The 13,274-nt window shown below is 61.4% G+C and carries 12 protein-coding genes; 5 read left to right on the forward strand and 7 right to left on the reverse strand.

Going from position 1 to position 13,274, the window contains the following annotated elements:
• Positions 1-3: 3 nt before the first annotated feature.
• Positions 4-306 carry a hypothetical protein gene (locus Q8L89_07035; protein MDP1708801.1) on the reverse strand — a complete coding sequence of 101 codons (303 nt, stop codon included), beginning with the start codon at positions 304-306 and terminating at the stop codon, positions 4-6.
• 49 nt (positions 307-355) lie between these two features.
• Positions 356-2,140: an N-acetylglutaminylglutamine amidotransferase gene (locus Q8L89_07040; GenBank protein MDP1708802.1), complete on the reverse strand. Its 1,785-nt coding sequence runs from the start codon at positions 2,138-2,140 to the stop codon at positions 356-358.
• Positions 2,141-2,381: 241 nt separating this feature from the next.
• On the opposite strand from Q8L89_07040, the gene Q8L89_07045 reads away from it, so the two are divergent.
• The 3 genes from Q8L89_07045 to argF all read left to right on the forward strand — a co-directional run bounded on the left by Q8L89_07045 (position 2,382) and on the right by argF (position 5,083).
• Entirely contained in the window at positions 2,382-2,885 is a 504-nt protein-coding gene (locus Q8L89_07045; GenBank protein ID MDP1708803.1) for a urate hydroxylase PuuD, read from the forward strand.
• Positions 2,886-3,000: 115 nt separating this feature from the next.
• A complete protein-coding gene (locus tag Q8L89_07050) occupies positions 3,001-4,176 on the forward strand; it encodes an aspartate aminotransferase family protein (GenBank protein ID MDP1708804.1) in 1,176 nt (391 codons plus the stop codon).
• A gap of 4 nt (positions 4,177-4,180) precedes the next feature.
• Entirely contained in the window at positions 4,181-5,083 is a 903-nt protein-coding gene (gene argF / locus Q8L89_07055; protein MDP1708805.1) for an ornithine carbamoyltransferase, read from the forward strand.
• Positions 5,084-5,106: 23 nt separating this feature from the next.
• On the opposite strand, the gene tldD is transcribed toward argF, so the two are convergent.
• The 5 genes from tldD to hemA form a co-directional block, all read right to left on the reverse strand.
• Positions 5,107-6,546, reverse strand: a complete 1,440-nt coding sequence (gene tldD, locus Q8L89_07060) for a metalloprotease TldD (protein ID MDP1708806.1) — start codon at positions 6,544-6,546, stop codon at positions 5,107-5,109.
• A gap of 101 nt (positions 6,547-6,647) precedes the next feature.
• A complete protein-coding gene (gene moeB, locus Q8L89_07065; protein ID MDP1708807.1) occupies positions 6,648-7,397 on the reverse strand; it encodes a molybdopterin-synthase adenylyltransferase MoeB in 750 nt (249 codons plus the stop codon).
• Positions 7,390-8,256 (reverse strand): peptide chain release factor N(5)-glutamine methyltransferase, encoded by an 867-nt coding sequence (gene prmC, locus Q8L89_07070; GenBank protein MDP1708808.1) that lies wholly within the window; start codon positions 8,254-8,256, stop codon positions 7,390-7,392. The genes moeB and prmC overlap by 8 nt, the downstream gene beginning before the upstream one ends.
• Positions 8,256-9,338: a peptide chain release factor 1 gene (gene prfA / locus Q8L89_07075; protein MDP1708809.1), complete on the reverse strand. Its 1,083-nt coding sequence runs from the start codon at positions 9,336-9,338 to the stop codon at positions 8,256-8,258. The genes prmC and prfA overlap by 1 nt, the downstream gene beginning before the upstream one ends.
• Positions 9,335-10,609 (reverse strand): glutamyl-tRNA reductase, encoded by a 1,275-nt coding sequence (hemA, locus tag Q8L89_07080; protein ID MDP1708810.1) that lies wholly within the window; start codon positions 10,607-10,609, stop codon positions 9,335-9,337. Before hemA ends, prfA begins: the two co-directional genes overlap by 4 nt.
• Positions 10,610-10,804: 195 nt before the next feature.
• Here hemA and Q8L89_07085 point away from each other — a divergent pair, with 195 nt between their 5' ends.
• Together Q8L89_07085 and lolB are read left to right on the forward strand one after the other, a co-directional pair.
• Positions 10,805-12,607: a tetratricopeptide repeat protein gene (locus tag Q8L89_07085; protein MDP1708811.1), complete on the forward strand. Its 1,803-nt coding sequence runs from the start codon at positions 10,805-10,807 to the stop codon at positions 12,605-12,607.
• Between the two features lie 21 nt (positions 12,608-12,628).
• Entirely contained in the window at positions 12,629-13,249 is a 621-nt protein-coding gene (lolB, locus tag Q8L89_07090) for a lipoprotein insertase outer membrane protein LolB (GenBank protein ID MDP1708812.1), read from the forward strand.
• The last annotated feature ends 25 nt before the right edge of the window (positions 13,250-13,274 follow it).

A 13,274-nucleotide genomic window follows, 5' to 3' on the forward strand; every position in this document is an offset into this window, starting at 1 on the left:
AGATCAGGAGGCTAAGGGTGGGCCGCGAATGCGCCGGTGGCGCAATACGCTTTCGAGATAGCGTGTGCTTGTAGCAAACGCAAGAATGAAGACCAGCGCCAGCAAGGGCACCGGCGCGGGTGGAACACAGAGTTGCATACCGGGCACATGACTGAGTTGACAGTCGCTGTGGCTGAATGACCCGCCGCTGTCTTCCGTCAGGTCGTGCTGGCTGACATGCAATGCGGCGGACAGCAGCAGCAACACCAGCAACAGGCTGATTGGCCTGTTCAGACGGGTATTACTGCGGAAGAATTTCAGCTTCATGGGGGCGTCACCTTACCGCTATTTCAGCACAGTGGCAAGAGCGACAGCGCTACAAGAGAGTCGCATCAACATTCACCTGCAACCAATACTCGAGCAACGCCAGATGCCACAGCTTGCTGCCTTGCAACGGCGTCATGTGACTTTCCGGTGCGGCCAACAGTTTTTCCACATAGGCGCGCTGAAGCAGCCCGCGCTGGCGGCAGGCGTTGGAGTTCAACACCTCGCGCATGAAATCCAGAAATTCGCCGCGCACGTATTTCAGCGCGGGCATGGGAAAGTAGCCCTTGGGCCGGTCAATCACGGCGTCGGGCAACAGGCCGCGTGCGATGGTCTTCAACGGATGTTTGCCGCCGCTTTTGAGTTTCAGTTCCGGTGGCATGCCCGCTGCCAGCTCCACCAGTTCGTGGTCGAGAAACGGCACCCGCGCCTCCAGCCCCCAGGCCATGGTCATGTTGTCCACGCGCTTCACCGGGTCGTCCACGATCAGCGTGGTCACGTCCATGCGCAACACGCGATCCATGAAGGTATCCGCCCCCGGCTCCGCCAGCAACGTTTCGACCAGCCGTGACGTATGATCCGCGGCGTGATAATCAGGCTGCACGGTTTCCAGAAATTCGTCATGGCTGCGATCAAAATAGTGTTTGCGGAAGCGCTCCAGATCAGTTCCGATTTCCTGCTGCATGCGCGTATACCAGAAATAGCCGCCGAACACCTCGTCCGCGCCCTGCCCGCTCTGCACCACCTTGACGTGTTTCGAGACGCGCTCGGCCAGCAGATAAAACGCAACCGCATCCTGCGCCACCATCGGCTCACTCATATTGCGCACGCACTCCGGCAACCTCGTCAACACTTCGCTGTTCGGCACCAGAAACCGCTGGTGCTGTGTGCCATAGCGCGCCGCTACCGGATCGGAGTATTCAAACTCGCTGCCTTTTTCTTCAGCCACATCTTCAAACCCGACAGAGAAAGTAAGCAGGTTTTTCTGCCCGGCCTCGGCCAGCAGTGCGACAATCAGGCTGGAGTCGAGCCCGCCGGAAAGCAATACACCGACCGGCACATCGGCCACCAGTCGGCGCTTCTCCACCGCCGCGCGCAGGCTCTGGTGCACCGCCTCAATCCATTCTTGTTCAGATTTTGTCTGCGCCGGGCGTTGTGCGTTGAGCTGCCAGTAACGGCGCACCGTATCGCCACCCTGTGCGGCTACGGTCAGGGTGGTCGCAGGCGCGAGCTTGCGCACGCCTTGCAGTATCGTGTGCGGCGCAGGTACTACCGCGTGCAGCGTGAGTTGGTGGTGCAGCGCAACAGGGTCAATACGGATATCCACCTCGCCCGCCGCCAACAGCGCCTGCGGCGTGGAGGCAAAGCGAAACTGCTTGCCGGTGCGCGAAAAATACAGTGGCTTGATACCCAGACGGTCACGCGCCAGAAACAGCGTTTGCTGGGCGCTGTTCCACACAGCAAAAGCAAACATGCCGTGCAGGCGATCTACGCAACGCTCGCCCCACTCCGCGTAGGCCTTGAGGATGACCTCGGTATCGCCCTCGGAAAAAAACCTGTGGCCTTGCGCCTGCAATTCCGCGCGCAGTTGTTTGTAGTTATAAATCGTGCCGTTGAATACGATGGCGAGCTGCAACGCCTTGTCCACCATGGGCTGGTGTGAGCGCTCTGTGAGATCAATAATGGCGAGCCGCCGATGACCAAAACCCAGCGGACCATCGAAATAAAATCCGTCATCGTCGGGGCCGCGCCGCGCCAGCTGCCCTGTCATGCGCGCAAGCGTCGCCTGCATGGACGGCGCGCCGTCAAAACGCAATTCGCCGCTAATGCCGCACACAGTCAGGGGCTATATGGTTGCATTGAAACAAGGCCTGCATTACTCTTGAGTACGGCTGTCGTCGAGCCGCACCTTCACGCCAACACACACTAAGAGGATGGGAAGAACGCATGAAAAATCCACTCGACTCGATTCTCGGTACGATTATAACAGGCTTGGTACTGACACTTGTTCTGGTAGCCGTCGCCAAGGCCCTTATATAACATTCACTGCAGCGCCTACCAACAAGAGGAATGAAATTATGGAAAATGAATGGGTACCGCTCATCGCACGTTGGATACATTTCCTGACGGGTATTACCTGGATCGGCCTGCTGTATTACTTCAATTTCGTACAGGCCTCTGCCGTTGCCGCCGCCAATGCTGACCAAGGCGGCCCGGGGGCTGCCGGCATCAGCAAATATGTGGCCCCGCGCGCGCTGCTGTGGTTTCGCTGGGCAGCGCTGGTTACCTGGCTCGCCGGTGCGGCCCTGCTCGGCCCGCGCTTTGTGTCCGCCTTCACCCTGCAGGGCAGTGACGCAATCATCGGCATCGGCGCCTGGCTTGGCACCATCATGCTGCTGTTTGTTTGGGGCGTGATCTGGCCCAACCAGAAAAAGATACTGGGCCTGAAGCCTGCAACCGATGCGGAAAAGGCCAAGGCGCGCCGTGTGGCATTTCTCGCCTCCCGCACCAATACTGCGCTGTCGATTCCCATGCTGCTGTTCATGGCCGCCTCGGCACATGGCGGCGCGCTGTTTGGCTGAGCCCCAACGCCACAAAAATAGCTTCCACTCACGCCCTTGAGGCGTTAGAATCTTGCTTGTTACGGCGGCCCCACGCAGGTGGGGCTGCCTTTTTGTTTTTGGTGAGCGTAACGATATGACCCCGCACTTGATGAATACACATAGTCGTCTGCCGGTCACGTTTGAACGTGGCGCGGGTGCGTGGCTGTGGGACAGCGAGGGGCGCAAATATCTCGACGCCTTTTCCGGACTGGCTGTATGCAATCTGGGACATGCACATCCGGCGGTCACGCAGGCATTGTGTGAACAGGCAGGCAAACTGCTGCATGTCACCAATGTATTCCGCATCGCGCAACAGGAGGCGTTGGGTGCGGTGCTGGCACGCGTGTCGGGCATGGATAAGGCATTTTTCTGCAACTCGGGCGCAGAGGCCAACGAGGCCGCGATCAAGCTCGCGCGCCTGCATGGTCATCGCAAAAACATTGATCTGCCGACGATCATCGTGACTGAAGGCAGCTTTCATGGCCGCACCCTGACCACACTGGCCGCCACCGGCAACGCAAAAATCAAACAGGGTTTCGAGCCACCGGTGCAGGGTTTTGTGCGCGTGCCGTTCAACGACCTCGCGGCCATCGCCGCCGTTGCCGGCAAAAACCCGAACATCGTCGCTGTGCTGGTGGAGCCGGTGCAGGGCGAAGGCGGTATTAACATCCCGAACGACAATTACCTCGCCGGCCTGCGCACACTCTGCGACCAACACGGCTGGCTCATGATGCTGGACGAGGTGCAAACCGGGATGTGCCGCACCGGAAAATGGTTTGCGTTTCAGCACAGCGGCGTAGTGCCGGACGTGATGACACTGGCCAAGGCACTCGGCAATGGCGTGCCCATCGGCGCCTGCCTGGCACAGGGTGCGGCGGCCGATCTGTTTCAGCCCGGCAGCCATGCGACTACCTTCGGTGGCAACCCGCTGGTCTGTGCCGCTGCGCTCGCTGTCATTAAAGTAATGCAAGACGAGAATCTCGCTGCCCGCGCAGCGACGCTCGGCAAACACATGCACCATGCGCTCGCACACCTGCTTGCAGGTAACCCGCATATCGTGGACATACGCAGCCACGGCCTCATGCTCGGCATTGAGCTCGACATGCCGTGCACGGATTTGGTGAAGCAGGCGCTCGCCCAAGGCCTGTTGCTTAACGTCACCGCCGAACGCGTGATCCGTTTGTTGCCGCCGCTCATTCTCAGCGACGACGAGGCCGACCAGATCGTGCAGCGCGTAGGTGCGCTGATCAATGCCTTTGCCCAGGCCTGACACCATGACACCACGCCACTTTCTCACCCTGAGCGATTTCACGCCGGACGAACTGGCGCGGCTGCTGACGCGCGCGATTGAACTCAAGACCATGTTGCGCGAGGGGCTGCGTCACGAACTGTTCAAGCACAAAGTGCTTGCCATGCTGTTCGAGAAATCCTCCACCCGCACCCGCGTCTCCTTCGAGAGCGCGATGATCCAGTGCGGCGGCGGCGCCATCTTCCTCTCGCCGCGCGACACCCAGCTTGGACGCGGCGAGCCGGTGGAAGATACCGCGCGGGTACTGTCAGGCATGGCGGACATCATCGTAGTGCGCACCTTCGAGCACGAAAAACTGGAGCGCTTCGCCGCCTACTCCACCGTGCCGGTAATCAACGCGCTCACCGACCAGTATCACCCGTGCCAGCTGCTCGCCGACTTGCAGACCTGGATTGAACACCGGGGCGCCGTTCAAGGCAAAACCGTGGCGTGGGTAGGCGACGGCAACAACATGTGCAACTCGTATATCAAGGCCGCGCAACTGTTCGGGTTTTCACTGCGCATCGCCACCCCGCCCGGCTACGACCCCGACGGCACGTTGCTCAAGGCTGCCGGAGATTGCACCACGTTGCTACACGATCCGGAAGACGCCGTGCGCGGTGCCGATCTGGTCGTGACCGATGTCTGGACCAGCATGGGACAGGAGCAGGAGCAAGCCACGCGGCTGCGCGACTTCGCCCGCTATCAGGTCAATGCCAGCCTGATGGCACTCGCCAAACCGGATGCCTTGTTCATGCACTGCCTGCCCGCACACCGCGGCGAGGAAGTAGCCGCCGAGGTTATCGACGGGCCGCAGAGCGTGGTGTGGGATGAGGCGGAAAACCGCCTGCACGCGCAGAAGGCGTTGCTGGAAATGCTGCTGGCCTGAGCAGCCGTATGGCCGGGCGCGTCTTACCCGGTGCCACCTACCGTCAGACTGTCGATGCGCAGCGTCGGTTGACCCACGCCCACCGGCACGCTCTGGCCTTCCTTGCCGCAGGTACCGACGCCGGTATCCAGTTCCAAATCGCTGCCTACCATCGAGACCCGGGTGAGTACGTCCGGGCCGTTGCCGATCAAGGTTGCGCCCTTCACCGGCCGGGTGATTTTTCCATTCTCGATCAGATACGCCTCGCTGGCCGAAAACACAAACTTGCCGGAGGTGATATCCACCTGTCCGCCGCCGAAGTTGACGGCGTACAAACCTTTTTCCACCGAGGCGATGATTTCTTCCGGCGCGTATTTGCCCGCACGCATGTAGGTATTGGTCATGCGCGGCATGGGCAGATGCGCGTACGACTCGCGCCGCCCGTTGCCAGTGGGCGCCACGCCCATCAGGCGCGCATTGAGTTTGTCCTGGATGTAACCCTTGAGAATGCCGTTTTCGATCAGCACCGTGCACTGGGTCGGCGTGCCTTCGTCGTCGACATTGAGCGAGCCGCGTCGATCAGCGAGCGTGCCGTCGTCCACCACCGTGCATTGCTCGGAGGCCACGCGCTCACCGACGCGGCCGGCAAAGGCCGAACTGCCCTTGCGGTTGAAGTCGCCTTCCAGGCCGTGGCCGATGGCCTCGTGCAACAAAATTCCCGGCCAGCCCGGCCCCAGCACCACCTGCATCGTACCCGCCGGTGCGGCCACGGCGTCAAGATTCACCAGCGCCTGCCGCACCGCCTCGCGAGCATAGCCGAGACCGCGTTCCTGCTCGAGAAAATAAGGATAGCCGACACGCCCGCCGCCGCCTGCGCTGCCTTGCTCACGCCGCCCGTCCTGCTCCACGATGACGCTCACGTTGAGCCGCACCAGTGGTCGCACGTCGGCAGCCCATGTACCTTCACTGTCCGCCACCAGCACCACATCGTGTTCCGCCGCGAGGCTGACGATCACCTGTTGCACGCGCGCATCCTGACGTCGCGCCTCCTTATCCAGTGACTCCAGCAGTTGTATTTTTTCGGCTTCGGACAGGGTAACCACCGGGTCGAGCGGCAGGTACAGTGCATGACCGACGCTATTGCCCCAGGCCCGCAGGCTTTTTTGCTGGCCACTGCGGGCAATGGCGCGGGCGGCATGCGCCGCCTGGGTCAGCGCGGGCAACACGATTTCATCGGAGTAGGCGAAGCCGGTCTTTTCACCACTTACCGCACGCACCCCCACACCCTGCTCGATGTTGTGGCTGCCGTCCTTGACGATGCCGTCTTCCAGCACCCAGGACTCGGAGCGGCTCAACTGAAAATAGAGCTCGGCACTGTCCACCCCGGGCTGCATGAGCTGGTCCAGCACGCGGCTGATGCTGCGCTGATCCATGCCGCCGGGGGCCAGCAAGGTGCGCTGCGCCGTGTCGAGTGTGCTGCTCATGAGGGGTCGCCGAATCAGGGTAGAAGCGGTCTATTTTACCGCGTTTACCCCCTGCCTGTCCGGCCTTGGGGTGAAATACCCAAGTCTATGAATTATAAAGACTAGCTGGTCGCAGCACAGACCGGGCAGCAGGGATCCTTGCGCAATATGACGCTGCGCCACTCCAGCGTCAGGGCATCAAGCAACAACAAACGCCCCTGGAGAGTGGTGCCGATACCCAGCAACAGCTTGATCACCTCCACCGCCTGCACGCTGCCGATGATACCCGGCAGTGGCGCCAGCACACCCCGTTGCACACAACCCTCAGCGGGACCGGGCTCATCCCGATACAGGCAGCGGTAACAGGGGCTGTCGGCACACCGCAGGTCGAATACCGCGACCTGCCCCTCCATGCGAATGGCGGCACCCGACACCAGAGGTTTACGAGCCTGCACGCAGGCGGTATTGAGTGCGAAGCGGGTGGCAAAGTTGTCGCTGGCATCGACCACCACATCGGCCTCTGTGACTTCGCGTGCAAGCGCATCGCCCGCTAAACGGTAAGCACGGGTAGTGACTTTTATCTCAGGATTGAGAGCCGCAATCGCGGTACGGGCAGAGTCGGTCTTGGCCCGGCCGATGTCCGCCGTGCGATGCATGATCTGGCGTTGCAGGTTGGACAAATCGACAGTGTCGTCGTCTGCAAGCACCAACTGCCCTATGCCGGCGGCGGCCAGATACATGGCAAGCGGCGACCCCAGACCGCCGAGACCGATGACCAGCACCCGCGAGGCCAGCAGTTTTTGCTGGCCGTCGATATCAATCTGCGGCAACAGTATCTGGCGGCTGTAGCGTTGCAGTTGTTCTTCATGCATGTGGAGCTACCCACTGCGCCACCGTCAGGCGCGGAATGTTCGCCAGATCCGGATAGTCCTGAATACTGGCATAGCCAAGATCGTCGAGCAGACACGCAAGCACTACACCCTGATCGTAGCCATGCTCCAGTAACAGCCAGCCGTCCGGGGTGAAATGCCCACGCGCCCGTGTCGCAATATCACGCAGGCACCGCAACCCGTCCACACCCGCCGTCAACGCCAGCGTCGGCTCGAAACGCAGGGCAGGCAGATGTGGATCGTCATCCTGCACATAGGGCGGATTGGATACGATCATGTCGAAGCGCTCGCCTTGCAATGCATCAAACCAGCCACCCAGACGAAAGTCGACATTGCGGATGTTCAGACGCACGGCGTTGGCACGCGCCACCTCCAGCGCCGCCACAGAAACATCCGTGGCGATGATCCGGCAGCGCGGGCGCTCATGCGCAATGGCGAGCGCTATCGCACCCGAGCCGGTACCGAGATCGGCAATCTGCCAGCTGGCATCCTCCGGTATCCGGGCCAGCGCTTGCTCCACCAGTAACTCAGTTTCCGGTCGCGGGATGAGCACCGCAGGCGTTACCATAAGATCGAACGACCAGAAACCACAACAGCCAGTGAGATAAGCCACCGGTTCACCCTGCACCCGGCGCTCGATTAAAGCGGCATACGTTTGTTGCAGGGCTGGTGCCAGTACATCCTCCGCGTGGGCGCGCACAAAGCTGCGCGGCTGGCCCATCACGTGTGCGAGCAGAAATTCCGCCTCACCTGCGGCAGCAGGATTATGACTCAGCTGCTGACGTGCACTGCCGAGTGCGTACCCCACGCTGCAGACACTGTCTGCCGTGGCAGCGGCCATCAGCCGGCCAGCGCCGCCAGCTGGTCGGCCTGATACTCACTGATGAGCGGATCGATCACTGCATCGAGCTGGCCCTGCAGGATGCTGTCAAGCTGGTACAAGGTAAGATTGATGCGATGGTCGGTGAGTCGCCCCTGTGGGAAATTGTAGGTGCGGATACGATCGGAACGCTCGCCGCTGCCGACCAGATCGCGTCGCAGCTCGGCCTCGGCCTTGCGCTGTTTGGTCTGCTCGGCGGTAAGCAGGCGCGCCTGCAACAGCGACATGGCGCGCGCGCGATTCTTGTGTTGCGAGCGTTCGTCCTGGCACTCGACCACGGTGTTGGTTGGCAGGTGAGTGATACGGATCGCGGAGTCGGTCTTGTTCACGTGCTGACCGCCAGCGCCGCTGGCGCGAAAGGTGTCGACCTTTAAGTCGGCCGGATTAATTTTAATCTCGTCCACTTCCGCCACCTCCGGCATCACCGCCACGGTGCAGGTCGAGGTATGGATGCGCCCCTGTGTTTCGGTTTCCGGCACACGCTGCACGCGATGGCCACCGGATTCGAATTTGAGGCGTGAAAAGGCGCCGTGGCCTACCACGCGCAGCACGACTTCCTTGTAACCACCGTGCTCGCCTTCGCTGCGATTGATGATTTCCACCTGCCAGCGCCGCAGCTCGGCATAGCGCGTATACATGCGCGCGAGATCCCCCGCGAACAGCGCAGCCTCGTCGCCGCCCGTGCCGGCGCGTATTTCAAGAAAGATGTTGCCTGCGTCATGCGGATCGGTGGGCAACAGCAGGCGCTGCAACTCAAGTTCCAGCGCCTGCTTTTTTTGCTCGGTCTGCTTTACTTCGTCCTCCGCCAGTGCGTGTAATTCGGCATCATCCTCGCGCAGCATTTGTTGCGCGGCCTCATGGTTGGCGAGGGTGAATTGATAACGCTGAAAGCATTCCACAATGGGGCGTAACTCGGCATACTCCATGGAGTAGGCGCGGAAGCGTGCCTGATCCCGGATCACACCAGGGTCTGCGAGCAGGGCATTGATTTCGTGCAGGCGTTCGGAGAGATTTTCCAGCTTGCCGCGGATGGATGGCTTCACGTAGTGGAGTTGTCGTCGTCTTTCAGGCTGAACAGCTCACGCGCGGCCAGCAGCAACTCGGTACGGCCCTCAAACCCGGCCTGTCTCATCTGGCTGCAGGGCATATGGGTAAGCTTGTTGGTCAGCGCGCGGCCCAGCAGATACAGTACCTGTTCGGGGTCGCGCCCCTGCGCCAGCAACCGCCGTGCATTCGCCACCTCATCATCGCGTGTACGCTCGGCTTCACTGCGATAGGCGCGAATGGTGGAAACCGCCGACAGTGATTGCAGCCAGCCCATGAAATGCGTCACCTGGCTGTCGATGATCTCCTCAGCCTGGGCGGCGGCAGCCTTGCGCGACTTGAGGCTCTCCTGAATCACCTCCTGCAAGTCATCCACCGTGTACAGGTACACGTCATCCAGATCTGCCACCTCAGGTTCGATATCGCGCGGCACTGCAATATCGACCATGAACATGGGGCGGTGCTTGCGCGCCTTGAGCGCGCTTTCCACGCTGCCCTTGCCGAGGATGGGCAACTGGCTGGCGGTGGAGGAAATGATGATGTCGGCCTCACTCAGATGTGCCGGCATCTCGGACAGCGCAATGGCGTAGCCGTTGAATTCAGAGGCCAGTGCGTGGGCGCGATCCAGTGTGCGATTGGCAACAATCATGCGTCCAATACCGCTCTCATGCAGATGCCGCGCGACCAACTCGATGGTCTCACCCGCGCCGATCAACAGGGCGGTATGACCGGAAAGGTCGGCGAAGATCTGTTTCGACAACGCCACGGCGGCAAATGCCACCGACACCGGGCTGGCACCGATGGCGGTATCGGTGCGTACCTGCTTGGCGGTGGCGAAGGTATGCTGAAATAAACGCGAGAGCAGCGCGCCCACCGTGCCGGCCTCCTGCGCATCCTTGTAGGCCGCCTTGATCTGGCCCAGAATCTGCGGCTCGCCCAGCACCATGGAATCGAGCCCGCTCGCCACCCGCAGCATGTGCCGCACAGCGGCCTGGTCGTCGAAGGTATAGAGGTAGGGCTGCACCGCCTCCAGCGGCAGTGCATGGTAGCTTGCCAGCCAGGCGCTGATGGAAGCGCCCTGATCCAGACTGTCGGCGTGGCAATAGATCTCGGTACGATTACAGGTAGACAGGAGTGACGCTTCGTGCACGCCGGGCTGCGTCGTCAAGTCACGCAGCGCCTGCTGCAGGCGCGCAGGCGCAAACGCCACCCGTTCGCGTATTTCGACCGGTGCGGTCTTGTGATTGATCCCGATTGAAAATAAAGCCATGCTGGGCACCAAACCCGATTCAAGCGCGCGTCATCTAAACGTGGAAATTCTGCAGGATGGAGCGGCGGAATACAAGTTTTGCCCGCCATCCCCTATCGAAACCGGGCCACCTTCAGGGCAGACTCAGGTATGATGAAAGCCGTCGGCCCGGTATCCCGCAACCTTGATATTGTTAAGTACGCAGGAGCACATTACATGACGCAGAGTTCCCTGGCGGCGCGCGAACCCCTGAGCGCGGCCCTACCTGCTCCCCGGCTGTGCCTGATTCTGCTCAGCGCCCTGCTTGCTGGCGGCTGTGCCCTGCCGCAAAAACAGGCCGCTGGTGATCCCCAGACCACGGCAGTACCAGCGCCCAGCAGCTTCGCCACCGCTGTCATGTATGACCTGCTGCTGGCGGAGCTGGCTGGCCAGCGCGGAGACTATGTCACTGCCTTCGAGCTATATTCAAAGGTGGCGTACAACACGCGGGACAAGGGTGCTGCTGCGCGCGCCATGCAGATCGCGGTCTTTATGCGCGACAACGAAAAGGCGCTCAACGCGGCACTCCTGTGGACGGATATTGAACCCGACAATCAGCAGGCACGCCAGGGCCTGGTGGTATTCCTGATCCGCAACGGACACGCCGAGCAGGCCTTGCCGCATCTGGAAAATATGCTCGCGGCGACACGCACCGCACCTGCCGTCGTGCCCCCATCCTCGCCAGAGTTCGCACTGGAGCCCGAAATGGGTGCCGCTGCGCACGGTTACATGCAGATTGCCGCACTGCTGGGCGCCGAGCAGGACAAGCCCGCCGTCCTGCACCTCATGCAAAGCCTTGTTGCACGCCATGACAACGTGCCCGAGGCACATTTTGCCTACGCCAACCTCGCCTACAGTGCAGGCGACCTCGCCAGCGCACTCATCGCCACCGGCACCGCACTGCAACACAGGCCCGGCTGGGCAAGCGCACTGGTGCTGCGCGCACGTATTCTGCAGTCACAGGGCGACACAACGGCAGCCAGCACTGCTCTCGGCGAGGCAGTAAAACAATCGCCAAATAATTTGCCACTACGGCTGGCCTATGCACGCCTGCTGGTCGACAACCAGCGCATCAAGGAAGCGCGCGCCCAATTCGCGGTGATGGCACGACAGTCCGCAGACAACCCGGATGCACTGCTGGCCCTGGGCTTGGTGTCATTGCAGATCAAACAGCTGGATGACGCCGAGCGCTACTTCAAGCAGACTCTCAAGCTGGGCCAGCGCGAAGTCGAAGCCCATTACTATCTCGGCCAGATTGCGGAAGATAAAAAGCAGCAGCGCACCGCCATCGAACACTACACTGCGGTTACCGAGGGCGAACTCTGGCTCGATGCCCACCTGCGCATCGCCCGCCTTACCGCCAGGGAGGGTGGCCTCACTGCGGGCAGTGCCTATCTGCATTCCCTCAAGACGCAGGATCCGCGACAGCAAACCCAGATCACGCTGGCCGAGGGCGATCTACTGATCGAGTATAAACAGTACGATCAGGCGCTGCTGCTATACAATCGCGCACTTACCGAGCAGCCCAATGACAGCAACCTGCTCTATGCGCGCGCGATGCTGGCTGAAAAAATGGATCGACTTGACCTGCTGGAGCTGGATCTGCAGGCCATACTTGAACGCGAGCCTGACAACGCCACCGCCTTGAACGGGCTGGGTTACACCCTGGCTGACCGCACCACCCGCCACCAGGAGGCGCTGGGCTATATCCAGCGCGCCCTGCAGCTGCGGCCGCAGGATCCAGCCGTCATGGACAGCATGGGCTGGGTACTCTATCGCCTGGGTCGCCACCAGGAAGCATTGCGTTACCTGAAGGCCGCGTTGGAGCTGGCCGACGACGCGGAAATTGCTGCCCACCTCGGTGAGGTGCTGTGGGTGACCGGCGACCAGAAGGGCGCCCTCGAGGTCTGGGAGCAAGGCCTCAAGGTCAATCCTGAGCATGAGGTGTTGCTGAAAACCATGCAGCGCTTCAGCCGCTAGCCGCTGCGCTGCGGCAGATAGATGGCAGTGAAATACTGGCTGACCCTCGGTCTCACCTGCGTACTTGGCGCCTGCAGCAGTCTGCCCGTACCAACACCTCTGCCCGGCACTGCCGAAGCCTTGTGGCAACAACGCCAACCGCAGTTGACCGACCTCCGGCACTGGGCGGTAAACGGCCGCCTCGCCATCTTCACACGGCAGACCGGCTGGCATGCCCGTATACGCTGGATCCAGCGCGACGATGGTTACCTGATACAGTTGGACGGACCACTCGGCCAAGGCGCGGCAGAACTGCACGGCAGTGCAGCCGCTGTGGTGCTACGCACGACGGAGGGTGAATTCAGTGCCGCCAGCGCCGAGGCCTTGCTGGCACAACACCTGGGGTGGCAGCTGCCGGTCAGCGGCTTGCACTACTGGGTGCGCGGCCTGCCCGATCCGGGTGCTGCGGCCGAACGTCTGACACTCGATGACGCAGGCCGAATCACACGCCTGCAACAGTCCGGCTGGGACATTGAGTTCAAGCACTACACGGCTGCCCCGCTCGCACTCCCTGACAGGATTTTTCTCACCACTAGCGGTATCACCCCCGATACCAGGCTCGATATCCGGCTGGTGGTCGAACAGTGGGACGCTCCGCACTAGCCCCTGAAACCCGCGACTCGGGCGG

This window comes from Gammaproteobacteria bacterium (assembly GCA_030680605.1).
Classification (GTDB): Bacteria; Pseudomonadota; Gammaproteobacteria; order SURF-13; family SURF-13; genus JAQBXX01.